Annotated in this window: 25 protein-coding genes, 3 tRNA genes and 1 pseudogene; 16 read left to right on the plus strand and 13 right to left on the minus strand. The window is 69.0% G+C overall.

Annotation, left to right across the window (positions count from 1 at the left end):
* Nucleotides 1-39 precede the first annotated feature (39 nt).
* Entirely contained in the window at nt 40-210 is a 171-nt protein-coding gene (locus ACLJRM_RS25210; protein WP_168214470.1) for a hypothetical protein, read from the plus strand.
* Between the two features lie 233 nt (nt 211-443).
* The gene (locus ACLJRM_RS25215) at nt 444-647 is read left to right on the plus strand and encodes a cold-shock protein (RefSeq protein WP_037319152.1); all 204 of its coding nucleotides are present in this window, start codon (nt 444-446) and stop codon (nt 645-647) included.
* Between the two features lie 86 nt (nt 648-733).
* On the opposite strand, the gene ACLJRM_RS25220 is transcribed toward ACLJRM_RS25215, so the two are convergent.
* Both ACLJRM_RS25220 and ACLJRM_RS25225 read right to left on the minus strand, forming a co-directional pair.
* Nucleotides 734-1396, minus strand: coding sequence for a response regulator (locus ACLJRM_RS25220; protein WP_410664455.1), 663 nt, complete (start codon nt 1394-1396; stop codon nt 734-736).
* Nucleotides 1393-2634 carry a sensor histidine kinase gene (locus ACLJRM_RS25225; RefSeq protein ID WP_410664456.1) on the minus strand — a complete coding sequence of 414 codons (1242 nt, stop codon included), beginning with the start codon at nt 2632-2634 and terminating at the stop codon, nt 1393-1395. The genes ACLJRM_RS25220 and ACLJRM_RS25225 overlap by 4 nt, the downstream gene beginning before the upstream one ends.
* Before the next feature lie 183 nt (nt 2635-2817).
* On the opposite strand from ACLJRM_RS25225, the gene ACLJRM_RS25230 reads away from it, so the two are divergent.
* The 7 genes and pseudogenes from ACLJRM_RS25230 (at nt 2818) to ACLJRM_RS25260 (ending at nt 9470) form a co-directional block, all read left to right on the plus strand.
* Nucleotides 2818-3699: an NAD(+)/NADH kinase gene (locus ACLJRM_RS25230; protein ID WP_101611926.1), complete on the plus strand. Its 882-nt coding sequence runs from the start codon at nt 2818-2820 to the stop codon at nt 3697-3699.
* A 71-nt stretch (nt 3700-3770) separates the two neighbouring features.
* A pseudogene (locus tag ACLJRM_RS25235) lies at nt 3771-5034 on the plus strand (GAF domain-containing protein).
* 67 nt (nt 5035-5101) lie between these two features.
* A complete protein-coding gene (locus ACLJRM_RS25240; protein WP_255414870.1) occupies nt 5102-5224 on the plus strand; it encodes a hypothetical protein in 123 nt (40 codons plus the stop codon).
* A gap of 8 nt (nt 5225-5232) precedes the next feature.
* Nucleotides 5233-6360: a sensor histidine kinase gene (locus tag ACLJRM_RS25245; RefSeq protein ID WP_410664457.1), complete on the plus strand. Its 1128-nt coding sequence runs from the start codon at nt 5233-5235 to the stop codon at nt 6358-6360.
* The gene (locus ACLJRM_RS25250) at nt 6357-6995 is read left to right on the plus strand and encodes a response regulator (RefSeq protein ID WP_101611928.1); all 639 of its coding nucleotides are present in this window, start codon (nt 6357-6359) and stop codon (nt 6993-6995) included. The genes ACLJRM_RS25245 and ACLJRM_RS25250 overlap by 4 nt, the downstream gene beginning before the upstream one ends.
* Nucleotides 6996-7101: 106 nt before the next feature.
* Nucleotides 7102-8505, plus strand: a complete 1404-nt coding sequence (locus ACLJRM_RS25255; protein ID WP_101611929.1) for a hypothetical protein — start codon at nt 7102-7104, stop codon at nt 8503-8505.
* The gene (locus tag ACLJRM_RS25260; RefSeq protein ID WP_101611930.1) at nt 8505-9470 is read left to right on the plus strand and encodes a glutamate ABC transporter substrate-binding protein; all 966 of its coding nucleotides are present in this window, start codon (nt 8505-8507) and stop codon (nt 9468-9470) included. Before ACLJRM_RS25255 ends, ACLJRM_RS25260 begins: the two co-directional genes overlap by 1 nt.
* A 42-nt stretch (nt 9471-9512) precedes the next feature.
* Here the strand turns inward: ACLJRM_RS25260 and ACLJRM_RS25265 are convergent, their stop codons facing one another.
* From ACLJRM_RS25265 to ACLJRM_RS25280, 4 genes are all read right to left on the minus strand, one after another.
* Nucleotides 9513-11003: a PPE domain-containing protein gene (locus ACLJRM_RS25265; protein ID WP_101611931.1), complete on the minus strand. Its 1491-nt coding sequence runs from the start codon at nt 11001-11003 to the stop codon at nt 9513-9515.
* 19 nt (nt 11004-11022) lie between these two features.
* Nucleotides 11023-11586 (minus strand): DUF3558 family protein, encoded by a 564-nt coding sequence (locus ACLJRM_RS25270; RefSeq protein WP_410664458.1) that lies wholly within the window; start codon nt 11584-11586, stop codon nt 11023-11025.
* On the minus strand, nt 11587-12009 hold the full coding sequence (locus tag ACLJRM_RS25275) for a hypothetical protein (RefSeq protein WP_410664459.1): 423 nt from the start codon (nt 12007-12009) through the stop codon (nt 11587-11589). It abuts the gene before it with no gap.
* Between the two features lie 94 nt (nt 12010-12103).
* Nucleotides 12104-12856, minus strand: a complete 753-nt coding sequence (locus ACLJRM_RS25280; RefSeq protein ID WP_410664460.1) for an ESX secretion-associated protein EspG — start codon at nt 12854-12856, stop codon at nt 12104-12106.
* A 133-nt stretch (nt 12857-12989) separates the two neighbouring features.
* Here ACLJRM_RS25280 and ACLJRM_RS25285 point away from each other — a divergent pair, with 133 nt between their 5' ends.
* Nucleotides 12990-15662 (plus strand): serine/threonine-protein kinase, encoded by a 2673-nt coding sequence (locus ACLJRM_RS25285; RefSeq protein ID WP_101611935.1) that lies wholly within the window; start codon nt 12990-12992, stop codon nt 15660-15662.
* A gap of 4 nt (nt 15663-15666) precedes the next feature.
* Here the strand turns inward: ACLJRM_RS25285 and ACLJRM_RS25290 are convergent, their stop codons facing one another.
* From ACLJRM_RS25290 to ACLJRM_RS25315, 6 genes are all read right to left on the minus strand, one after another.
* Entirely contained in the window at nt 15667-16251 is a 585-nt protein-coding gene (locus ACLJRM_RS25290) for a PaaI family thioesterase (protein WP_101611936.1), read from the minus strand.
* Nucleotides 16252-16260: 9 nt separating this feature from the next.
* Nucleotides 16261-17676, minus strand: coding sequence for an MFS transporter (locus tag ACLJRM_RS25295; protein ID WP_101611937.1), 1416 nt, complete (start codon nt 17674-17676; stop codon nt 16261-16263).
* Nucleotides 17677-17891: 215 nt separating this feature from the next.
* Complete coding sequence (locus ACLJRM_RS25300; protein WP_233223076.1) at nt 17892-18350, minus strand: hypothetical protein; 459 nt, start codon at nt 18348-18350, stop codon at nt 17892-17894.
* Between the two features lie 4 nt (nt 18351-18354).
* Entirely contained in the window at nt 18355-18912 is a 558-nt protein-coding gene (locus ACLJRM_RS25305) for a SigE family RNA polymerase sigma factor (RefSeq protein WP_101611939.1), read from the minus strand.
* Nucleotides 18913-19257, minus strand: a complete 345-nt coding sequence (locus ACLJRM_RS25310) for a hypothetical protein (protein WP_101611940.1) — start codon at nt 19255-19257, stop codon at nt 18913-18915. It lies immediately after the preceding gene.
* Between the two features lie 188 nt (nt 19258-19445).
* On the minus strand, nt 19446-20687 hold the full coding sequence (locus tag ACLJRM_RS25315) for an Ig-like domain-containing protein (protein ID WP_410664461.1): 1242 nt from the start codon (nt 20685-20687) through the stop codon (nt 19446-19448).
* 421 nt (nt 20688-21108) lie between these two features.
* Between ACLJRM_RS25315 and ACLJRM_RS25320 the strand changes: the two genes are divergently transcribed.
* Nucleotides 21109-21312 (plus strand): cold-shock protein, encoded by a 204-nt coding sequence (locus tag ACLJRM_RS25320; RefSeq protein ID WP_003097368.1) that lies wholly within the window; start codon nt 21109-21111, stop codon nt 21310-21312.
* Nucleotides 21313-21432: 120 nt separating this feature from the next.
* On the opposite strand, the gene ACLJRM_RS25325 is transcribed toward ACLJRM_RS25320, so the two are convergent.
* Complete coding sequence (locus ACLJRM_RS25325) at nt 21433-21852, minus strand: hypothetical protein (RefSeq protein ID WP_101611941.1); 420 nt, start codon at nt 21850-21852, stop codon at nt 21433-21435.
* A gap of 550 nt (nt 21853-22402) precedes the next feature.
* Here ACLJRM_RS25325 and ACLJRM_RS25330 point away from each other — a divergent pair.
* The 5 genes from ACLJRM_RS25330 to ACLJRM_RS25350 all read left to right on the plus strand — a co-directional run bounded on the left by ACLJRM_RS25330 (nt 22403) and on the right by ACLJRM_RS25350 (nt 23981).
* Complete coding sequence (locus tag ACLJRM_RS25330; protein ID WP_101611942.1) at nt 22403-22660, plus strand: hypothetical protein; 258 nt, start codon at nt 22403-22405, stop codon at nt 22658-22660.
* 127 nt (nt 22661-22787) lie between these two features.
* The gene (locus tag ACLJRM_RS25335; RefSeq protein WP_101611943.1) at nt 22788-23555 is read left to right on the plus strand and encodes an SCO6745 family protein; all 768 of its coding nucleotides are present in this window, start codon (nt 22788-22790) and stop codon (nt 23553-23555) included.
* Nucleotides 23556-23701: 146 nt separating this feature from the next.
* Nucleotides 23702-23774, plus strand: a tRNA-Glu gene (locus ACLJRM_RS25340).
* A 28-nt stretch (nt 23775-23802) separates the two neighbouring features.
* Nucleotides 23803-23876: transfer RNA gene (locus tag ACLJRM_RS25345), tRNA-Asp, on the plus strand.
* Between the two features lie 31 nt (nt 23877-23907).
* Nucleotides 23908-23981: transfer RNA gene (locus ACLJRM_RS25350), tRNA-Phe, on the plus strand.
* Nucleotides 23982-23996 lie beyond the last annotated feature (15 nt).

Consider the following 23996-nt stretch of genomic DNA (forward strand, 5'->3'; position numbering starts at 1 on the left):
GCAGTACTACGAGCGTTGTGTTGACACAGGGGAGAAAACATGGCTGACGAGACGAAGCCACAGGACAAGTCCGTTTCCGGCGTGGTGCCGGTGCAGTTCAGCGCGGACGCGGAGACCCACGATGTGGCCGTCATGGCCACGAACCGGGAGGTGTTGCGCCGTTCGCCGTTCGGCGCCGACGTACCACTGCGCGCGGCGAGCGGCGAATAGCCCCCCTGAAAAGGGTGCCGTGCGGCCGCGCACACGCGGGTGATCACGCTTGTCGGCCTGCGTGAGGTGTGCTTTACTGCTCCAGGTCTCGATTTTTGTGTTCGTGTTGGTTCACGCTCGCAGAACTCAGCGGGCGTAGTGTCTCCTCGTGTTTCCGGGGAAGCAAACCGTCTGGTCATGACCCGGGCTGCCGACGTGGCTTCCTGTTTGTTTGTGTTGCATATGGAGATTTTATGACTCAGGGCACTGTGAAGTGGTTCAACTCCGAGAAGGGGTTCGGCTTCATCACTCCCGACAACGGCGGCGGCGACGTCTTCGTGCACTACAGCGAGATCAAGGGCAACGGCTTCCGTACCCTCGAGGAGAACGCCCGCGTGGAGTTCGAAATCGGGCAGGGCGCGAAGGGTCCGCAGGCCACCTCGGTCAACGTGATCTGATCCAGGTTTTCCAAGCTGGGCCGTCATCCCCTCGGGGAGGCGGCCCTGCTGCTTTTTCAGGGGTATTACAGCCAGGGTCGTTCGTTTCAGCCGGGGCCGACGAGTCCGGTCTCGTAGGCCAGCACGATCGCCTGCGCCCGGTCACGGAGCGAGAGCTTCGCGAGGATCCGGCCCACGTATGTCTTAACGGTCTGCGCCGAAAGCACCAAGTCCGCCGCGATCTCCGGATTGGACCGTCCTTTCGCGATCAGCCGCAGCACCTCGCGTTCGCGTTCGGTGAGCACGTCGAACCGCGACGGCGAAGGCCTCGGAACAGGCGCGCTGGCGACGAAACTCGCGATCAACCGCTTCGTGACGGCGGGGGAGAGCAGCGCGTCCCCGGCGGCGACCACGTCGATGGCGTTCACCAGTTCGGCCGACGGCGCGTCCTTCAACAGGAACCCGCTCGCGCCCGCCCGTAGCGCTTCGTAGACGTACTCGTCCAAATGGAAAGTGGTCAAGACGATCACCTTCGGCTTCTCGCCGTCGCCTTCGAGCAGTCGCCGCGTCGCCTCGAGACCGTCCATCACCGGCATCCGGATGTCCATCAGGACGACGTCCGGTGGCCTGGTCAGGGCGGAGATGCCCGCCAGTGCGGCCAGTCCGTCACCTGCTTGGCCCACGACGTCGAGCCCGGGCTGCGCGTCCAGCAGGCTCGCGAGGCTTTCCCGCACCATGGCCTGGTCGTCGACGATGAACAGCGTCGTCACGCTTCCCCCGTGAGTTCCAGTGTGACGGCCACCCGGAACCCGCCGCCTGGCCTCGGGCCGGTCTCGCAAGTGCCCCCGATCAGCGTAACGCGTTCGGCTATCCCGGCCAGGCCCGTGCCGTCGTCGGCCGAGGGCGCCGGAACCCGCGTGGCGGGCCCGTTCTCGACGAGGATCACGAGCACGTCCCGCTCCCGCCGGACGTCGACGTCCACAATGGACCCAGGGCTGTGCCGGGCCGCGTTGCTCAGCGCCTCCTGCAAGATCCGGTACGCGGCAAGGGCGATCATGGCCGGGACGCCGTCGCCGCCGGTGATCCGGGAGCGGACGTCGATCCCGGAAGCCCGGCAGCCGTCGAGCAGTCCGGGGACCTCGGCGAGCCCCGGCTGCGGTTCGTGTTCCGGTTCGGTGTCGTCGTCCCGCAGCACGCCGACCAGCCGCCGGGCCTCGTCCAGCGCCTCGCGGGCCGCGACGCCGAGCGCGCGGAACTCCTCCGCGGTGGCCTCGTTCACGTCCGGGAGGCGGTAGCGCGCGCTGTCGGTGCGCAGGGCGATCAGCGACAGGTGGTGGCCGATGATGTCGTGCAGTTCCCTGGCGATCAGCGCGCGTTCCTGCAGCGCCGTGCGTTTCGTCCGCTCCTCGACCGCCGTCCGCTCGGCCGTGTCGGCCTGCGTCAGCGCCCGCCGCCGCTGCTGCATGCCGTACCCGGCGACGATGGTCACGGTCACCACGATCAGCGACGACACCAGTGTCTTCGTCCCCCCGCGCGGGAGCTGGGCGAGGCCGATCGCGGTGGTGAGCACCACCGCGATGATCGAGATCCCCGTGCCCTGCCCGGGTTTCGTCCTGGCGAGGGTCAGCGCCAGCACCGGGAGGTACGGGAGGACGTGGGTCTGCAGCGGCCAGTCGGACAGCGTCGTGCCGAACGGCGGATGGCGCGTGGGGAAGAGGGTGGCGATGGTGGCGGCCGCCATGCCCACCGCCGCCACCCGGACGGCGGTCAGCGGGAACCGCACGACCAGCAGCGGTGGCACGAGCTGCAGGAGCAGCAGGAAGAAGACCAGCGGCAAGCTCTCCGAGCCGAGGTAGCGCGCCCAGGAGCCGTAGGTCAGGACCATCAGCACGGTGAGTGCCGAGGCGGTGAGGACGCCCTTGATCCAGGCCGGCCCGCGCCACCAGGCCGAAGGCGGTTCGAGATCGGCGTCGCGCCCGGTGAAGAGCGCCCACCCCAGCGAGTCCATGAGTCGACGCTAGCGAGGCCACGACCAGCGCACATCCCGCCCTGGGGGACAGCCGGAGTCCGCCACGGGGTGACCAAAACGGCCGCATCGGCACAGGAAAGGGCGATGCAACCTCGTGCAACTCTTTCTTTCCCGGCCCCGGCGTCGTTTCCTAGTAGGACTTGGCGCGGCAGCGGAGGACATGTGGGCGAAGCGGTTGCGGGGATCGTGGCGAACCCCGCTTCGGAGCGTGACATCCAGAGCCTGCGTTCGGCACTCCGCGTGGCGGGGGTCGGACGGGTGATGGTGTGGACGGAGGCCGGGAAGATCATCGGCACCGTCCGGCGGATGGTGGACGCGGGAGCGAGCGTGCTCATCTGCCTGGGTGACGACGGCATGATGCGGGCCGCCGCGGCCGCCTGCGGTGACGTCCCGCTGCTCATGCTGCCGTCGGGGAGCACCGACGCCCTTCCCGAGCCCACCGTCGCCGGGCTCGCCGCCGGGCTGCTGGCCACCCATCAGGTAGACGCGGACCTGGTCACGAACCGCGCGACCATCCTCGAGGTCGTCACCAAGGCCCGCCGGGAGATCGCGCTGAACGACGTCAGCGTGTGTTCCGAGAGCCGATGGGACCCCGCGTCGCTGACCGAGCTGTACTGCACGTTCGCCGTACCGGACGGAATCGGCCTGTCGAGCATCCCCGGCAGGCTGTGCCCCAGCCCGAAGTCCACTGTGGACGGTGTCGCGGTCTCGCTCGGGCCGGTCGACGAGACGCCCTACGTGGTGCAGGCGCCGATCGCGCCCGGCGAGGTCCGGGCGGTGGGCGTCCGGGGCTGGAGTGTGCTGGACGCCGGGGTGCGTGTCGACCTCGCCGCCGCCGGCGGCTCCATCGCGCTGGACGGGCAACCGCACTTCGTGCTCAAGCCGGGAGAGAGCGCTTTCGTCGAGTTGAAGCCCGACGGCCCGTGGTGCGTCGACGTCCGCGCCGTGATGGCCGAGGCCACCAGGACCGGCCTGCTGCTCGGGCGGAAGCCGCAGGGGGCTTTCCCCGCGTCCCACCTGGTGGATGCGCCCTTCACCGCCTAAACCCGCCCAGGTCACAGAGACCTTCCGAACGCCGGGATCCCCGGGCACACTGGCCGAAACGGACCAGAGGAGTGGGCCAGGTGCAGCTGGAGGCGGCGTTGCCGGTCGGCGCGGATCCGCGGCGGCACGCGCGCGCTCTCGCCAAGGTGCACGAAGCCGCCCTCGCGGGTAACGCGCTCCCCGGTCACCCGCGCGCGGTCATCGGAGCGTCCTGGCAGCGCATGCGCCGTCTCGGCCTGGACCCCCGACCGCGGCGCGCCGGTACCCGTGCTCGGCCCGGAGCAGTTGGAGGCTCGTCGTCGCGGGAGCGGCCTCGCCGCCGTCCTGCCCGTGCTGCGGGGCGGCCTGATCAGCCTCGCCGAGCAGGCCGCGCACATCATGGCCGTCGTCGACGCCGACGGCCGCGTCCTCTGGCGCGACGGCAGCACCGCCGTCCGCCGCCGGGCCGACGACCTCGGGTTCGTCGAAGGGGTCGACTGGCACGAGAACTCGGCCGGTACCAACGCCATCGGCACGGCGCTGGTCACGCGGCATCCGGTCCAGGTCTACTCCGCCGAGCACTACGTCCGTAACCAGCACGACTGGACCTGCGCCGCCGCGCCGCTGCACGATCCGAGGGACGGCAGGCTGCTCGGCGTCGTCGACCTCTCCGGCCCGGCTTCGACCGTGCACCCGACGACCCTCGCCCTGGTCGACGCGGTCGCGAAGCTCGCCGAAGCGCATCTGCGCACCGCCCACCTCTCGGAGCTCGAGCGGCTGCGAGGGCTCGCTTCGCCTCTACTGACCAAGGTGAAGGGCCGGGCGGTGATCGCCGATCCGCACGGCTGGATCGCGGCGTCGGCCGGTCTCGTCCCGGTCGGCAGGATCGCCTTGCCGGACGACGCGGCCCCGGGCCGGAACCGGCTGCCCACCTACGGGAACTGCCTGCTGGAGCCGCTGCCCGGAGGCTGGCTCGTCCGGCTCACCGAGGAGGAGGACACGCCGCCGACCCGCGTCGTGCTCGATCTGAAGTCGTCACGGGAGAGCACGCTGCGCGCCTCGGGCCCGGCAGGGACCTGGACGCACCGGCTGAGCCCGCGGCACGCGGAGATGCTGTACGTCCTCGCCCTGCATCGGGAGGGAAGGTCGGCCTCGGAACTGTCGCTCGACCTGTTCGGGGTCCCCGGCCGCACCGTCACCGTCCGCGCGGAGATGTCCAGGATGCGGCGTCATTTCGGCGGGATCCTGCTCGGCAGGCCGTACCGGTTCGCCGACGACGTCGAGGTCGTCGTCGAACGGCCTGCCGACGGCGCCGACGTCCTCCCGTACTCCGTCGCTCCCGCCGTCCGCGGCTGAACCTCCACCCCCGGCTCCACCCGGCGACGGTGCCGCTCCACCCGTCGGCGTGCCTAACGTCCGTGTCATGGGAAAAATGAACGTGAAAGGCCTGTTGGGGCTGGTAGTGACAGGTGTCGTCGTCCTGCTCGGGTTCCTGGCCTACCGGCTGATCCTGGTGGAGATGATCACGCGGCTGAGCGATCACTGAGGGGAGAAATGGGGAAACGGGAAAGGCCGCTCCTGCCCGACACGATCGCGCCGAGCTGGCTGGTCGTCCAGCTGCTCGGCACGGCCGCGGTCGTGGTGGTGCTGCTGACCGCGCGCGAGTCCAGTGCCTGGATCTGGACGGCGTACGGCGTTTGCGGGGCCTGCTGGCTGGGCTTCGTGGCGGCCTCCCCGCGGTTCCCCCGGGTGGCGACCGTCCTGCTCGCGGTGTCGAGCGTCGCGCCGTCGATCGCGCTCGGCTGGGCGGAGGACTCCTCCGCCATCGTGCTCGCGGTGGTCACGGTCAGCCGGTTCGCCACCCTGACCGAGCCGTCGGTGGCCGCCATCTTGGGGGTGGTGGGGCTCGACGCGAGCCTCGCGGCGGTCACCGGCCTGGTCGCGGGCGCGTCCGCGCCGCTGGTGTTCGGCAACGTCGGGGTGCTGCTCGTGCTGATGCTGCTGGGGCTGAACCGGCGGCAGTACGAGGTGCAGGCGGCGCAGGCGGCCGCGCTGCTGGAGCAGACCAAGCTGGCGCAGAGCGAACACGCGCGGGCCGCCGCGCTCGACGAGCGCACCCGGATCGCCAGGGAGATCCACGACGTCCTCGCGCATTCGCTGGGGGCGCTGGGAATCCACCTGGAGGTCGCCGAGGCGCTGCTGGCCGAGAAGTCCGATGTGGACGGTGCGCTCGGCAGAGTGCGGCTGTCACGGCGGCTGGCCGCGGACGGGCTCGCCGAGGCACGCGACGCCGTCGCCGCCCTGCGCAGCGACGTCCCGTCGCTTGCCGAAGCCTTGCGGCTGCTGGCGGACGCGCATCACGACGGGGTGTCCTTCGAGGCAACGGGCGATGAGCGGCCACTGCCGTCCGCCGCGGTGGTCTCGCTGGTCGGGGTCGCGCGGGAGGCGTTGACCAACGCGGCCAAGCACGCCCCTGGGCGGCCGGTGTCGCTCCTGCTGCGCTTCACCCCATCGGAGGTCCGCTTGCGCGTGTGGAACGGCCTCGGCGACACCGTCCGCTCGGAGGACACCGGCGGGTTCGGCCTCACCGGGATGGGGGAGCGGCTCGCGCTCGCCGGTGGCACGCTGACCGCGGGCCCGGACGGCGGGCGCTGGACGGTGGAGGCGGTGGTGAGGACGTGATCCGGGTGGTCGTCGTCGATGACCAGCAGGTCATGCGCGAAGGGCTCGTCGCGTTGCTCGGGCTGATCGACGGCGTCGAGGTCGCGGGCTCCGCGGGCGACGGGCGGCAGGCGCTCGATCTGCTCGGCACCACCGCGGCCGACGTCGTGCTGATGGATCTGCGGATGCCCGTCCTGGACGGGGTGGCCGCGACCCGCTTGCTCAAACGAGATCACCCGGACGTCGCGGTCGTGGTCCTGACGACGTACGCGGACGACGCTTCGATCGCCGACGCGGTGCGCGCCGGGGCACGCGGCTACCTGACCAAGGACGCGGGCCGCGCCGAGATCGGGGCGGCCGTCCGCTCCGCCGCCAACGGGCAGGCCGTCTTCGCCGCCGAAGTCTCCGACAGGCTCGCCGCCGCGCTCGACGCGAGAACGGTCACCCGGGCCAAGACCGAACTCCCGGACGGGCTCACCACGCGCGAGGCGGAAGTGCTCGGCCTCATCGCGCGCGGGTTGTCGAATCCGGAAATCGCCGCCGAGTTGTTCATCGGCGACGCCACCGTGAAAAGCCATATCAACCACGCTTTCGCGAAGATCGGTGTGCGCAATCGTGCGGAGGCCGTGCGCTACGGCCTGGAAAAAGGCCTCTGACGCTGCCGGGAGATCACGTGCCGATGACACACGCCGGTGTCACTGGCTGCGCTGATCCCGACTCGGATACCTTCTTTGCGGGTAGAGCCAATGGGGAGGAACGGCGATGACGAGCACTGTGACCCGGCCGGGGCCGCCGGGGGGTCCTGCCGCACCCGTGCCGCCCCCGGCGCCCGGAGGCCGAGGCGGGATCGCCGGAGTGCTCGAACTGCCGGGGAACGGGATCCGCGCGATCGTCCGGTCCGCGGCGACCACTCCGGGCAGACTGTCGGTGATCGCGATCGGGCTCGTCCTGCTGTCGCTGGTCGCGGGCCTGTTCGGCACGCTGGCCGCGCAGGACAAGAAGGACACGATCAACGGCCTGATCGACCACCGCGAACCCCTCGCCGCCGCCGCGCAACAGGTCTACCGCGCGCTTTCGGACGCCGACGCGACAGCGGCGAGTTCGTTCCTCTCGATCGGCACCGAGCCGCTCCCGATGCGCCAGCGATACGAACGCGACGTCGCGGAGGCGGGCGCGGCGCTCGCGAAGGCGGCGTCGGACTCGTCCGGCGTCGACGACGCGGCCGAACAGATCAACATCCTCGGCCGCGAGATCCCTGTCTACACAGGACTGATCGAGACCGCGCGCACCTACAACCGGCAGGGATATCCCGTCGGCGCCTCGTATCTGCGTGAAGCCTCCGAGCTGATGCGGACGAAAATCCTTCCCGCCGCACAGGACCTGTACCGCATCGACACCGACAGGCTCACCGCCGAACAGGACGACGCGACCGGATTCCCTTGGCTGGCAACGGCTTTGCTGCTCGCCCTGCTCGCGGCGCTGATCGTCACGCAGGTGCACCTGACGCGGAAGACCAACCGGCTGCTGAACGTCGGGCTCGTCGTCGCGTCCGCTTCGGTGGTGGTCGCCCTGCTGTGGGGCGCGGTGGCGCTGATCGTGCAGAGCAGCCTCGTCGGCGGCGGCGAGGAGGACGGCTCGCACCAGGTGGACGTCCTCGTGCGCGCCCGGATCGCGGCGCTGCAGGCACGAGCCGACGAAACGCTGACCCTCGTCGCGCGCGGCGATGGTGCGGCGTACGAACAGGACTTCCGTAACCTCGCCGGGCAACTCGGCGGGACGGACGGCCAAGGCGGTCTGCTGGGCGAGGCCAAAGGCCTCGCGGCGGGCGGCGCGGCCGCGGGGAAGGTGGACGAGGCGATCCAAGCGGCGTCGGCGTGGTTCAAGGCGCACGGTGAGGTGCGGCGCCTCGACGACGACGGCTTCTACCAGGACGCCGTCGACACGGCGATCCGTGACGACAAGAAGGACGGCGCGGCGGGGGCGTTCCTGCGCCTCGACGAGAACCTGGTGTCCGCGATCAACGTGGGACGACAGGAATTCCTCGACGACACCCGCGGCGCCGAGCGCGCGCTGACCCTGCTCGCGCCGGGGATCGCGGTACTGGCGCTGATCGCGGCGGCGGGGTCCGCGTTGGGAATCCGTGAACGGCTGAGGGAGTACCGGTGATGCGGAACGGTCTGCGGGCGGCCGTGCTCGGCGCCGTCTTGGTGCTGGCGACGGCTTGTGGCAGCGCGGGGGCACCGGTCGACCCGGCCCCGGTCGGCGAGGTCGCGCCGCCGTTGCCCGCGAACGTCGGCGGTGCCGACAACGCCGGCGGCGGCGGGACGGCCGACACGAGCTGCAACCCGCTCGCGAGTCTGCGGCCGACCAACGGCACGTCGATCACCAGCGGATCGACGATGGCGAAGATCAAGGAGAACGGCAAACTGATCGCCGGCGTCGACCAGACGACGTTCCTGTTCGGTTTCCGCAATCCGACGTCGGGCCAGCTCGAAGGTTTCGACATCGACATGGTCAACGAAGTCGCGAAGGCGATCTTCGGCAGCGCGGAAGGCCGGGTGCAGTTCCGGGCGATCCCGTCGAAACTGCGGGAAGAGGTACTCCAGAAGAAGCAGGTCGACATCGTGGTGCGGACCTACAGCATCACCTGCAGCCGGCTTCAGAAGGTCGGCTTCTCGACGGCGTACTACAAGGCGGGGCAACGGATCCTGGTCGAAGCGGGCTCGAAGGTCGCCCAGCTCTCGGACCTCGCCGGACGCCGGGTCTGCGCGACCAAGACGTCGACCTCGCTGCTGAAGATCGCGGCGGATCCCTCGAAGCCGGTGCCGGTCTCCGTGGACAACTGGTCGGACTGCCTGGTGATGCTGCAGCAGAAGCAGGTCGAGGCCGTTTCGACGGACGACGTCATCCTCGCCGGGATGCTCGCGCAGGACCCGACGCTGAAGATCGTGGGGGACCGGTTCACCGAGGAGAACTACGGCATCGGTGTCCCGAAGGAGAACGAGGACATGGTGCGGTACGTGAACGCCGTGCTGGAGAACGTGCGCGGTGGCGCGTGGCAGACGAGCTACGCGAAGTGGATCGGCAACAAACTCGACGGCGGGACGCCGCCCTCGGCGCAGTACAAGTGAGAACGGGCCGTTCGGGATCGCTCCCGAACGGCCCGCTTCGTCTCAGGGGGACTTCTCGCCGATCACCGGCGGCACCGGCTTCATGTCGCCGTCGTAGCCGCCGAACAAGACGTCGGCGTCCTCTTCCTGCAGGTAGTCCGGGGCCTTCTTTTCCTTGTCCTCTTCCTTCTGCCCCTTGCCACCGGGAGCACCGGCGCCCATCGGCCCCTGGCCGCCGCTCTTGCCCGACGCGGCCGCGCCACCCCGCGTCACCCGCTCCTCGGGCAGCTTGCCCGCCCCGGACCCGCCGCCCTTGCCCGCCAGCTTCTCGGCCTCACCGGCCGACACCTTGCCGCCCGCGAGCCGCTCGGCGACGTTGCCCGACCCGCCGTTGCGCCCGAAGCCGCCACCGCTACCGCCACCGGTCAACCGGCTCGCCGCGCTGCCGCCAGGCCCGCCCGTCGTCCGGCCCGGCTTGCCGCGGTACTGCTCGCTGCCCAGCCGTCCGAGACCGCTGGGACCAGGACCGTTCATGGCCGCCAACCCCGGCGTCGGCCCTGGCCGGAACGACCCGGGCGGCCCGCTGAGCGACTGCCCCGGCCCCGGAACCCCGGTGTGCCCGCCGCCCGTCGTGATCCCCGGCCCCGGCCCCGATGTCGGCCCTGGTCCACCCGAGTAACCCGGACCGGGTCCCCCGGGTCCGGGGCCTTGTCCTGGCCCTCCGCTGAAGCCCTTGACCTCGGTGCCCCCGGAAAACCCGGACGCCGTCGTCGAATCGCCCATTTCCGGCGGCGGGGCGAAGGTGGGCTGCTTGGAATTGACGTCGAAGAGCGACTGGTCGTAGGTGTGCATCACTTGAGCGGCCTGCTGATGCGCCTGGAACGACTGCTCCTGCTTGGCCGAGATGTTGCCGACCGTCTCCACCGCGCCCGCGAAGTTCCCGGTCGAGAGCTGCTGCATCGCGTTCTTGTACTCGGTGTTGCGATCGAAGGGGACCTCTTCGGGCATGGAGTTCTTCGCGGTGGTGGCCGCGGCGGCCGACTGGGAGAAGCGGTTGGAGGCGAGGTAAGCGCCGTCGCCCGCGGTGTCGGCCCACTTGCCCAGGTTCTTGAAGAACCCGTGCGCGGCCTCCGCGGAGGGCCCCTGCCAGTGAGCGCCCTCCTTGTTGGCGGCGGAGGAGAGGGCGCTGCTGAAGGTGTTCAGCGCGTTGCCCTGATTGTTCCAGATCTCGCCCTTTTGATCGATCTTCTCGGCGGAGAGATTGTCGGTCACCATGCCGATCAGGTCGCCGTGCGAGTTGCCCTCGTACCGCTGACCCGACGGCCCGAGCCCGGCCCGGAACTCCTGTCCCTGGGTGAGAGCCGCGGCCTGCTCGCCCGAATACTGGCCGGCCTTCTGCTCCGCCGTCAGCCGCGCGGTGAGGTCGTTGCCACCGGGACCCCGGTTGGTCTCGTCGTAGGTCTCCGCGTAGCGCTTGCCCTCGTACGTGCGGTGGGCCTTGCCGTCGGCGCTCAGCACTGACTCGAAGTTGTCCTGACCGGTGTTCTCCGCCATGGTCCCCTCCCCGATCCGTTCAGTTCCCTCTGGGCAGCTTGGGCGCGAGCTGCTCGGCAATGGACCGCGCATCCGCACAGGCTTGTTCGGTCGTTCCGCTGTTCGAAAGCCCGAGGTTCACTGTCGCCCTGGCCTTCTCGGTGACGGAGATGCCGATCAGGCAGGCGCCTTTGCCCGCGCTGCCGGGCAGTTCGACCGCCTTGCGTCCTGCGATGGTGGTCTGATTTATCTGGCCCGTGTCGGTCTTCAGGTCGGCGATCCCGGCATTGGGCACGAGGTAGAAAGCCACGGTTCCGTATCGGGGTTTACTTGAGCCGCAACCGTTGTCACTCTCGTAGCTCTCCGCCGCCGGGGGATCGAATCCCAAGGAAGAAGCGATCGGTTCAAGTAGGTCACACGCCTTCAAATCGGCGAAGGCGTCCTGCGGGGTAGTGCCGGAACTTTGGTCGGAACTTGAGGGAACGGGCGTCGACGGAGTCGGGTTCCCAGGTTTCTCGCTCGTACATCCGGCAAGGGTGAGCAGCAAAGCCGGGAGCGCGATCAGAGAAGAGTGCTTTAGAGACTTGGGCCGGTACTGGCTCATTTAGTGAATTTCCTTGCCGATATTGGACAGGTCCTTGCTGCCCGCCTGGTCGCTGGCCTGGTACTTGCTGATAGCGGTGTCGATCGCGGCTTGCGCGCGTTCCACGACCGCTTGAAGACTTTCGAGTTGTGTCTTCGCGGACTGGCTGTCACCCGACGCGACCATCGTCATGTGTTGCCCGACCTGCTCCGTATACGGGCTGGTCCCGAGCTCGGGGGAATTCGCCAAGCTGTCGAAGTGGATCTTGTTACCGGTCCAGCTGTCCAAGTAGTCGTTGAGCGCCGTCTTGTACGCCTCGCCCATCTCCGGGCTGACCGCGAACCGCCCCTCGTTCGCCGCCTTCACCATCGCATCGGCCTGCGCCGAGAAATCGCCCAGCATCTGCGAGAAGTTGCCCGGCGGTCCGCCGGTGCCGTCAGTCATGGTCTCTCCCCTGTACCAAGTCCCGGTTACTCGTAGCGCTCGTCAGGTCACGATATCAGCGGAAGAGGAGCGAAAGGCCGCCTTCCGCCGAGGATCACGCGCTGCCGACGCGGGCGGCTTCGACCAGGTCGTGGATCCATCGTGCCAGGTGAGAGCCGCTCGTCGGGGTGAACATGCGGCGGACTTCGCCGTCGGGGAAGCGGTCGGTGGTGAGCATGAAGCGGCCCTGGACGCTGTCGAACCACTGGACGCTCTTCTGCTGCGGTTTACCCCGATCGTCGCGCAGGGTGACACTGATCGTGCCGAGTCTCGCGAGCGGGAATTCGAAGAACCGGCCTGCCGCGCCCAGCCGGAGATTGCCGGGGTCCTCGTCGAACGGGTCGTCCGGTCGTTTGGACGGGGGGAGAGTGCTGGACGTCGTCACCCGTCCGGGGAACGGCTGCAGTGACGGCAAGTTGCCGAGCAGGGCGGCGGTGACCTGTTCGGGGTAAACCGTCTCGAAGAGGATGTCGAATCCGCGCTGCTGGCTCACGACGCCCAAACGACGGTCCCAGCAACCCCGATAGAGGTATTCGGCGTTCTGCTCGACTTCGTGCGCCTCCAGGGTGACGACGAAGTCCCCCGTGGCCCAGAGCCGGAGCGCCTGCTCGTAGTCGCGCAGGAGTTCGCGGCCGCGCGCGAAGCCTCGGTCGGCCAGGTCGGCCCAGACTTCCGCGCAGTGCCGCTCGCGTTCGGTGACGGTGGTACCGACGGTCGGGATTTCGAACGGCAGCACGAATCTGCCGAGCCCGAGTTCTTCGAGTACGACGTCGAGCTGGGCCATCGACATCGAAAATGACGCAGGCACTCGGCCTCCCCCTCATCACCTGCTGAATCGGTTCTCTCTCGCACCGTAGCGGGTTCGACCCGGCGCGGACACGACCTGCCTGGTCACCCCTAGACTGAGTCCGACGTGGTCGCGGGGATTTCGGGAGGTACCTGTGTCGGAAGAGCCGCGCCGTCCTCGGCACGCAGCGCCGGACGACACCAAGCCGGACCAAGAGGCCGAGTCCGCGTCCTGGACGCCGCCGGCACCGGTCCGCTGGGAGACGCCTGAACCGTCGATTTCCGGCAGGCTCGATTCCTCCGAGCCGCCGAAGCGGAAAGCCGCGCCTGAGACGGACGCCGAGCGCACGATCTTCCACGCGCCGGTCCAGCAGCGTCCGCAGACCCCGCCGCGCGGCCAGCAGCGGCCGATCCCCGGCGCCGAGGACCCGACGCGCCCGCCGGGGGAGATGGCCCCGGTGAGCCCGCAGACCCAGGTCGTCCGACCCGCCTGGCAGGCGCCCGCGGACGCGCCGCAGCCGACCAGCGTGCTCTCGTCGCCCACCCCGGAGACGCAGAGCATCATGCCGCCGGCGCCGCGCGTCGACCCCGGCCCCGGGCAGCTGCCGGACCCAGGCACGGAAAGCGTCCTCCCCGAACGGTCCAGCGAAAGCCACGGAACCGGGACCGGCACGGGGACCGGATCGGGCAGCCGGGGGACCGGCACCGGCACGGGTTCGTTCCCCGGCACCGCACGCCGGACGTCGTCGCGCACGTCTCGCCGCGGCCGTCTGGGTGCGGGGCTCGTCGACGTCCCGCAGGTGCCGTACCGCGACCCGGCATCCGCCGTCCTCGACAACCCGATGGTGTCGGAGGAGAAGCGCTTCTGCGGCAACTGCAGCGCCAAGGTCGGCCGCGGCAAGGACGGCCGGCCCGGTTCGCCCGAGGGCAACTGCGAGAAGTGCGGGAACCCGTTCTCCTTCGTCCCGAAGCTGCGCCCGAACGAGATCGTCGGCGGCCAGTACGAGGTGCTCGGCGCGCTCGCGTACGGCGGGCTCGGCTGGATTTACCTCGCGCAGGACCACAACGTCAGCGACCGCTGGGTGGTGCTCAAGGGCCTGATCGACACCGGTGACGCCACCGCGATGGCGGCCGCCGCCAACGAGCAGCGGTTCCTCGCCGAGGTCGAGCACCCGAACATCGTCAAGATCCACAACTTCGTGCAGCATCCGGACGGCGACACCGGCAACTCGGTCGGCTACATCGTCATGGAGTACGTCGGTGGCCAGTCGTTGCGCCAGCTCGCGCTCGCGCACCACCGCGAGACGAAGCGCCCGGAGCCGCTGCCGATCGGCCAGGTGATCGCCTACGGGCTCGAGATCCTGCCCGCCATGGGCTACCTGCACAGCCAGAACCTGCTGTACTGCGACCTCAAGCCCGACAACGTCATCCAGACGCACGAACAGCTCAAGCTGATCGACCTCGGCGCGGTCCGCCGCATCGACGACTACGAGAGCCCGCTGTTCTTCACCACCGGCTACAGCGCTCCCGAACTGGCGACCCACGGCGCTTCGGTGGCATCGGATCTGTACACGGTCGGCCGCACGCTCGCCGTCCTCAGCTTCGAATTCTCCGGGTACACCAGCAAGTACAAGGCGACCCTGCCCGGCCCGGACGTCGTCCCGCTGTTCGCGCTCTTCGGTTCGTACTACCGCTTCCTGAGGCGCGCGACGCACACCGACCCGGACCGCCGGTTCATCGCGGCCGAGGAGATGGGCGACCAGCTGACCGGCGTGCTCCGCGAGATCATGGCGCTGGGCACCGGGAAGCCGCGCCCCGGCGCGTCGACCGTCTTCGGCCCGGAGACCCGCACGTTCGGCGTCGACCTGGTCGTCCCCGAGCACGGCGGGAGCGTGCCGCTGCCGGATCCCGGCGAAGTGGTCTCGGGCCTGCCGATCCCGCAGGTCGACACGGACGACCCGGCGGCGGGCATGCTCGCGTCGACCGTCGCGCTCGATCCCGCGGGCGCGATCGACTCACTGGCCGGGGCGCCGCGCGAGTCGATCGAGGTCCGGTTGCGCATCGTCCGCGCCCGGATCGAGCTCGGTGAGCTGGTCGAGGCGCAGCGGCAGTTGCAGGCCGGGCAGTACCTCGCGATCAAGGCCGGGTTCCCGCACGACTGGCGGATCGACTGGTACCGCGGCCTGATCGAGCTCGCGGGCGGCCGCTCCCGCGTCGCGCACGTCGCGTTCGAGGCGGTGTACGACGACCTTCCCGGCGAGATCGCGCCGAAGCTGGCCTTGGCCGTCAGCGCGGAGGGCGTCGGGGACTACTTCGGCGCCGCGCGCTACTACGAGCTGGTGTGGCGAACGGACCGGTCGTACGTCAGTGCGGCCTTCGGGCTCGCTCGCGTGTATCTCGCGCAGGGCGCCCGCGCCAGCGCGATCGAGGTGCTGGAGGCCGTCCCGGCGTCGTCCACGCACTACGTCGCCGCGCAGGTGGCCGCGATCAAGATCAAGACCAGGATCAACGGCGGCGGCAAGGATCCGGTGCAGGTGTCCGAGCGGGATCTCGTCGACGCCTCGACGCGGCTCGAGCGCTTGCAGCTCGACGCCGAACGCCGCACGCGGTTGTCGGCGGAGGTTCTCGAGGCGGCGCACGGCTGGCTCAACTCGCAGAACCGGCCGACACCGGGTGCGAAGGTGCTGGGCTGTGCCCTGGACGAGCGAGACCTGCGGTTCGGGCTCGAGCGCTGTTATCGGACCCTCGCCCGCCTGGCCGGGACCGTCGACCAGCGCGTCGAACTCGTCGACAAGGCCAACGCGATCCGCCCCAGGACGCTCACCTAGCCGCTCAGGGGTTGATGTCCCACTCGCGTGCGCGTTCGGCCTTCTCGTGCGCGGCGGCGAGCTTTTGCAGCGCCTCGGGATCCCCGTGCTTGCTGAAGTGCTCGAACTCGACCCGCACGAACAACGCCCGCGCGCGCAGCGCGACCGGGCCGTCTTCGGCGTCGAGCCGTCCGTCGGCGCTCACGTAGATCTTCCGGCCGGCGATGCCGTCCAGTTTCGCGGCGATGTAAAGGGTCGAGCCGACCGGGACCGGCCGCAGGAAGTCCGTCTCCAGCTTCCCGGTGACGGCGGGACGACGCAGCAGGTTGCCGACGGTCGCGCCGAGCGCCTCGTCGAAGGCGCAAGCCAGCAGGCCGCCATGGGCGAGGCCGGGCGCACCCTGGTGGGCGGAGGTGACGGTGAACTTGGAGTACACCGTCGTCCCTTCGCCCACCGTCGAATGCAGGTGGAGCCCGGCCTCGATCTCGTCGCCGCACCCGAAACACTCACCGAAGTGGATGCCCAGGTGGCTGCCCGGCTGAGGGGCTTCCGGGTGGACGGTCGCCGGTTCGACTTCGACCGGCGGCCACGGCTGAGAGATACGGCTCATGGAGAGACGTTAACTCGCCGGTAGCTCCGAGGCACCGCCGGGACTGACCGATTCCGGCTTCCGGCGCCGCGCGATCCGCGAATTCACGATGCCGCGCAACGAGACTCCGGCGGTTTCCGGCAGCAGCAGGATCGGAATGGCCGCGATCGCCGCCGCGCCCATCAGGTAGTACGCGGGCCACAGGTTGTCGCCGGTCTTGTCCACCAGGCTGCCGATGACGTACGACGCCGTGCCACCGAAGGCGGCGGTGGAGACGCTGTACCCGATGGAGAAGCCGCCGTAGCGCTCCTGCGTCGGGAACATCGCCGGCAGCGTCGCCGCCAGCACCGCCAGGATCAGCACCAGCGGCACCGCGATCATCACCAGGCCGAGCATGAGCTGCCAGGCGTTCTGGTCGTCCGCGGCCGCGCCCATCAGTGAGAACGCCGGGATCGGCAGCACCAGGAAACTCGCGCAACTGGCGATCAGGATGGGTTTTCGCCCGATCCGGTCGGACAGTATGCCGACCGGCACGATCAGGATCAGCATCAGCGCGATGGTCGCCAGGATGATCAGCAACGGCGTATGCCCGCTGAACCCGACCACGTCCTTGAGATAGGTCTCCAGGTAGGTGATCACGATGTAGTCGGCGACGTTCAGCATCACCACGATGCCGATCAGGTGCAGGATCGACGTCCAGTGTTTCTTGAGCAGCGCCTTCAGCGGCGACTTCTCGACCTGCTGCTTCTTCTCGATCTCCTGGAACAGCGGAGTGTCCTCCAGCTTGTTCCGCAGGTAGAGACCCACGATGCCGAGCGGTCCGGCGATCAGGAACGGCAGGCGCCAGCCCCATTCGCGCATGGCGTCGTCGCCGAGGACCACGGTGAAGATCGTGACGAAGCCGGCACCCATCGCGAACCCGACGAGCGTGCCGAACTCCAGCCAGCTGCCCCAGAAACCCCGGCGCCGGGCGGGGGCGTATTCGGCGATGAACGTCGCCGCCCCGCCGTACTCACCACCCGCCGAGAAGCCCTGGATCATGCGCAACAGGATCAGCGCGACCGCCGCGGCGGGTCCGATCGTGGCGTAGGACGGCAGCAGGCCGATGACGAACGTCGAGCCCGACATCAGGATGATCGTCAGCGCGAGGACCTTCTGGCGCCCGATCTTGTCCCCCAGCGGACCGAACACGAAGCTGCCGAAGGGCCGCACGATGAAGGTGATCGCCAGCACCGCGAAGGTCGCCAGCGCGCCTTCGGAAGTGCTGGAAGCGTTGAAGAAGACTTGCCCCAGGATGGCGGGCATGAAGCCGAAAACACCGAAGTCGTACCATTCGATGCAGTTACCCATCGCCGCTCCGGCGACGGCCTTTCTGATCTGCTCAGGTGGGGCCTCCGCGGGTTCCCCTTTTTCCTGATGTGACGCGCTCAGCGCCTCTTCGGCCATGGGTTTGACCTCCCGACCCACCCGTTTACTTACCCATCGACGAGGGTTTGTTCCCTCGACCGTAGGTGTTCAAACGTCCGGGCTCAGCGATTCGGGCCGATCGCGGGGGCGTCGTTCCCCCAAACCGGTGACGAACCACCAGGTGAAGCCGATATCAGGGAATTTCCGACTACTTTGGGTAATCGATCGGGAATCCGGACGTTCCGGGCGGGAACTCAGCGAGTCGTACCGGCCGTCGGAGGCCCGCTCGGCTCCTTCGTCGCGCTGGTCGTGGTGGGCACACGAGGCGGCGGCGCCGTCGTCCGGCCCGGCTGCGGGGGCTTGGGCGTCGAGCGTGCCTGGCTGGGCTTCGAGGCACCAGGCTGCTGAGTGGTGACTTCCGGCCCGGGGGCCGCCTCGGAAGGCTCCGTCGAGACCGGGGCCGGGGCCGGGGAGATGGTCGACAGGCCCGGCCCGGCGGGCTGGACCGGCGCGGACCCCTCGCCGCCACGACCGCCGACGGCGATCGCGCCGAGCACGATCACCGCGACCGTCGCCACCGAACTCCCCGCGACGGCCAGCCGCTTGCGTCGTCGCCGGATCCGGCCACCCTGCTCGATGATGTCCGCCGCCCGGATGCCCAGCGGGGGACCGCTCACCCCGTGCGAAAGCACGCCTTTGATGTCCTCGTCCATCTCCTCACCTCCCATCGTCGTGCGCTCCGCTCAAGGCCAGTTCGCTGAAATGCGGTCCGAGCCGCTTGCGCAGGGTCGCCAGACCCCGCGCGCCCTGACTCTTCACGTTCCCGGTGCTGCAGCCCAGCGCCGCGGCCGTCTCCTCGACGCTGAGATCTTCGAAGTAGCGCAGCACCAGTACCGCGCGCTGCTTCGGGGCGACACCGGACAGGGCATGCCTGACCAGCATCTCCTGTTCCGTACCGCCCGTTTCGCTCGGGACTTCGGGAAGGGCGTCGGTGAGCTTCTCCCGTTTGCGCCAGACGCGCCGATGCTCGGAGAGGAAGGTCCGCAGCACGATCTTGCGCGCGTAGCCGTCGAGCGCGTCGTGCCGGGAGAGCTTCGGCCAAGCCAGATACAGCTTGAGCAGCGCGGCCTGGGTGATGTCCTCAGCCTGGTGCCAGTCCCCGCACAGGAGGTACGCGGTGGCACGCAGGCTGTGCGCGCGCTCGCCGAAGTACCGGGCGAACTCGCCGTCCCACGGCGAGCCCGTCCCGGTCTTCGACGAGCGGCTCAACGACACCTAGTTACCGGCTCCTTCGACGACGGCGGGGAGGTTCAGGTCCCCGGTCGGCCCGGCCGGGACGGCCTTGGGCACGCGGTGCTCGCCCGGAGCGGCGACGGACGGGGTCTTCTGGGCGGGCCGCGGGGCGGTGGTGACCCGGGGCGGCTCGCCCGGCTTCGTGGTGGTGGGAGCCGGGGCAGGGGCCTCGGTCGGCGCCTGGGTGACCGTGGGCGACGGGGCGCTCTGGTCGGCCGACGCCAGCGACGTGGTCGCGAAGGCGGCGCCGCCCGCGAGCAGCAGCGCGCCGAGGGAAAGAGCGATACGAGTGCGCAAGGGTGTCTCCTCGATCCGGGCGCCGCTCATTGGCCGCGGCGCCTTACGTCGTTAGACATGCGTCCTGGTCGCCTTCGGGTTGCATCGAGTTTTGAAAGTCTCACAACGTCGTCTCCCCAAGGGCGCTCCGCGCCCGACGGAGACTTCAGCGCGCGGCAGATAACACGAACGGCCGGAGACCACGGAGGTCTCCGGCCGCCCGGTTTCGTGGAAGTACTTCAGCTCCCGAGAGCGGACAGCTTCGTCCACTCGTCCCAGGAGTAGGTCCAGTCGCTGTAGTCACGCGCCCGGTTGATCTTCACCGTGCTGCCCTCGATCTCGACGGGGTCCCCGACGAGCGCGCCCGCCATGTACTCCTTGGCGTTCACCGGAGCGAGGTTCACGCAGCCGTGCGAGATGTTCTTCTTGCCCTGGGCCCAGATCGAGGGCCCGTAGCCGTGGATGAACTCGCCGTTGGTCGAGAACCGCACCGCGGACGGCACGACGATGTTCTCGTAGTTGTAGCGCTCGTTGGTCATCGAGTACGTGTCGTGCTTGGACATCACCACGTGCGTGCCACTCGGGGTGACCCGGCCCTGATCGGCGTCGAGGCCGTAGCTGGCCGCGTAGTCCGCGATCTGCTGACCGTCACGGATCACCAGGAGCCGGTGGGTCTGGGTGTTGCCCTTGACGACCTGCGAACGCCCGATCGTGAAGCTCGCCGACCGGTCTTCCTTGCCGTACACGCCATCGCCGATCTTGACGCCGTAGATCTTGGCGTTGAACTTCACCGTGGTGCCGGGCTGCCAGTAGGCCTTCGGCCGCCAGTGCACCGAGGTGTCGTCGTGGACCCACGCCCAGGAGCCCTCGGTCTTCGGCGTGGTCTCGACCGACAGCGCCTTCTCGACCGAGGCCTTGTCGGTGACCTTGCTCGGGAAGGTCAGCGTGATCGGCATCGCGATGCCGTAGGTCTGCCCGTCGAAGACGTTGATGTTCGCGCCCACCTGCTTGCGCGGTTTGACCGTGGTGAAGGCCCCGCCGACCTCGGCGGGCTTGCCGTCGGTGCCGGTGGCCTTGCCGGACCACGTGTAGGCCTTGCCGTAGCCGAGCTGTTCGGTGGTGGACCAGCTCTTCTTGTCTTCGGACGGCTGGCCCGCGACCTGCTTGCCCTCCGGATTGGTCAGGACGACCTGGTCGAGCGTGCCGTCGGCGACGCTGACCCTGATCGGCTGGCCGGGCGCGACGTCCTGCGCGCCCGCGGCCGGCTCGTACGTCAGCTTGGCGGGCGCGGCGGCCTTCCCGCCGGTCTCGCTGCTGATCGGGCCGCCGCCGTCCGGCCCGCTGGCCGACACGGTCGGCTCGCTGCTGCACGCCCCCAGCGTCAGAACCGCCACCAGCCCCAGTGCCGCGATCGCCGAGCGGCGGCGTGCGGTTTCAGTGAACCTCAAAGCTTCCCCTTTGCTCCCCTGTACACCGACCATGACGTCCGGACCGCCCCTGAAGTTGATCCCACCGGGAGTGATGCGAGTCACAATCGGGTGGATCATAGTTCACGATCGGGGCATGGCCGACTTCGGTCCGTGTCCGGCGATGAGCTGAGGTCGGCGTGCGGCGACAGGGTAGCGAGAGGGTCCGACAGAAGCCGGAGCGGTATACGACGTTCCGGTGACCTTGGTACTTGGGGGTGCCCAGAGTCCGATCACGGGCTTCAAATATGGCCAGATCCCGGTACTCTGCCATCAGGCCGTCGTTTTGCGTGTTCGTGGCTTCACACTCGCGGAACTTCTGACGCGAGCCATGAGCCGGTGACGCGCTCTTCGCTCGACTCGTTGGAACCGCCCGGGACGGTCTGGGTGTCGCTTCGGAGGCACTCGAAGCGGATGTGCAACGAGGAGTACAGCGGTGGCGCAAGGCACTGTGAAGTGGTTCAACGCGGAGAAGGGCTTCGGCTTCATCGCGCAGGATGGCGGCGAGGGCGACGTCTTCGTTCACTACTCGGAAATCGAGGGGCGCGGTTTCCGCACTCTCGAGGAGAATCAGCGAGTGGAGTTCGAAGTCGGTCAGGGTCAGAAGGGCCCGCAGGCCCAAAAGGTCCGCGCGATCTGAGTCCGCCCATTCGGCGTTGCTCAGACTGATCAGAAAGGCCCCCGGCGTTCTCGCCGGGGGCCTTTTCTATGGCTTTGAAAGCTTCTTCGGGTGTGCTGTTCCGTTCCGCGGTCGACGGGGTCAGCGGGGGACGGGCTGCTCCCACGCGTTGGCGTCGAAGCGGAACTCGTCCGTGTGGGCTTCCTCGTGGCGGCGCTGCTGGGCCGAGTTGGCCTGTGACTCCCACGAGAGGCGCTCGAGGATCCACTCCTGCGCCAGCGCCTGCGGCGACAGGTTGCGTTCCTGGGCGGCGTCTTTGAGCTGCTCCATCGCGATGAGGTTCATCCGCAGCTGGAACACCTGCGCTTCACCGAAGCGCTTGCCGGTGCCGGTGCTTTCCGGGTCGTTGTCGGGGGCGAGGGCGCGAAGGTAGCTGGTGAGCTCCGTGTCTTCGACGACCGCTTCGGCCTCCTTGGTGGAGGAGTTGCGGTGACGACCGGGGTTGACCGGCTTCAGGTTCGTGCGGCTGCCGCTACGACGGCTCAAGGAAGGAAGGGGCACCGGGCCACGATAACGGTTCGGTCTCGGCAAACCAACCACAGTGAGCCACGACACACCCATTAATTTGTCTCGAATGGCCCAGCACCCCAAAAGGCCAACACCACCAGTGATCACTAAACGCAACCACGGCACTCTAAGAAAACCATTCGCGCAGCGCCGCCTGGTCTCTCACCCGCACCAAGTCCGGGGCCGCCAACCGCCACAGAACGGACCCTGGGGGTTTGGGGGGTGGCCCCCCAAAACACGGAGCGACCCCCGCGCCAGGGGGAGGAACGCGGGGGTCGGAGGGGATCTCCACAGGCGCTGACCGGGGGTGTGTCAGCAAATCGATTGTCGCACGGTTTGCTGAGAAGGGCGAGTGGGCGCGGGCAGAATTCCCGGTCGCGGCGCCACCTCTGGTTCGTCTGTGGTTCATGTGGCGCCGGTGTGCGCGTGATTGCTCTGCGTTGTGCGGAGCGTGGCGACAGGTTCACTCTCCGGGGGGCTGTGTGTCGCGGCCGGCTCTGGCTAGCCTCGCGGCCAAGCTGTTCGTTGGCCGTCTGGAGGAACCATGGGTGGGTCTGTGGAAGTGCGACAGTTCCTCCTTCGGTACGAAGGTGCCGATGGGGGAAGCTCGACGACGTTGGCCGGTGGTCTGCCGGCGCAGCGCACGGGTCAGGGGGACACCCAGCGGGTGTCCGACGACCAGGTGCGGCGTGCCCGGCTGGCGGTGGCCAACGGGGCGCTGGGCGTCGATGACTGTGTCCAGTTGCTGGACATGCTGGGGTTGACGCTGGACCAGGACGGGCAGGCGCCCGTCCAGCGCTGAGTTCGTCCGCAAGGCCCGGTCGCGCGGTGGTGTTCGCCGCGGGGCCGGGCTTTCGTTTGCGCTCGACGAGGGGTCCGCCAGTTGTGTAACACTGTTATTATTCAACTGGCGGGAAGGCGTGAGCGGTATGGGTGACGAGGCGGCGCGGGAAATCCGGGACGTGGTGCAGGTGTTGGGCGGGAAGTTCATGACCTCCCCGGAGCTCGCCGAGGTCGAAGCCGAGGTGGGCCTACCGCCGCGGACGCTCTATCTGCGAGGGCGTTCGGCGGTGCTGGGCGACCCGCCGCCGAAGGTCGTCGCGGAGCTGTTCGGGATCTTCCCGCGGTGGCTCTTCGAGTTCGCCTTGCCGCCCGCGATGGCGGCTCTCGACGCGGCTTCCGCGGTCCGCGCCTACTCGCGGTCATCGGCGAAGTGGGCGCACGTCAGCCTTTCGGACGCCGACGGCCCCGGCCGTACGGCGGATCTGCTCTTTCGTCTCGTGGACGCGGCGGACGCGAGCGGTCTCGCGTTGTTCGCCGGATGGCAACTCGCCGAACGTCCGGAAGACACCGTCGAGCGCCTGGCGTTCGCGCTCATGGTCTTCCGCGAATTCCGCGGCGGCGTCCATTTCGCCGCCCTTCGCGCGGTTGGCCTGACGGTGCCCGAGGCCGTCGTCGCGGACCCGGAAGGCGGACGTGGTCGTCTCCTGCGCACCGCGTGGCCCGAGGAGGCCGCGGACGCGCTGATCGCCGCGGCCGAGGCCAAGGGCGATCTGCGGCAGCGGTGGCGGCACGCAGAGGACCTGACCGATCAGCGCGTGACCGAACTCCTCGCCGTCACCCTCACGGATGACGAGCGAGACGAGCTCCGGCGACGTCTCGGCGCCCTGCGGGACACCTCGGCCCTGATATCCTGAAGTCACCGCGTTCTCGCAGGTCCCAGCCCTGTGAACAACTAGAGGACCCCCTGTGCGGGAGCTGAAACGAGCGTGTCCTATAGTTATGTTCGCTCCCGGGGACACCGGAGAGCGCGGGTCGGATCGGTTCGCCGAAACCGGACCGGGCTCCCATCGTCCAGCGGCCTAGGACTCCGCCCTTTCAAGGCGGCAACGCGGGTTCGAATCCCGTTGGGAGTACGCAGTACAGTTACAAAGCAGTATGCAAGGCCCTGTGGCGCAGTTGGTTAGCGCGTCGCCCTGTCACGGCGAAGGTCGCGGGTTCGAGTCCCGTCAGGGTCGCAAGATCGTTCGGCTACTTGCCGGCGTTCCCGGCCAGGTAGCTCAGTTGGTACGAGCGTCCGCCTGAAAAGCGGAAGGTCGCCGGTTCGACCCCGGCCCTGGCCACCGCTCGCAGAACCG

This window comes from Amycolatopsis sp. lyj-84, assembly GCF_046549075.1.
Lineage (GTDB): Bacteria > Actinomycetota > Actinomycetes > Mycobacteriales > Pseudonocardiaceae > Amycolatopsis.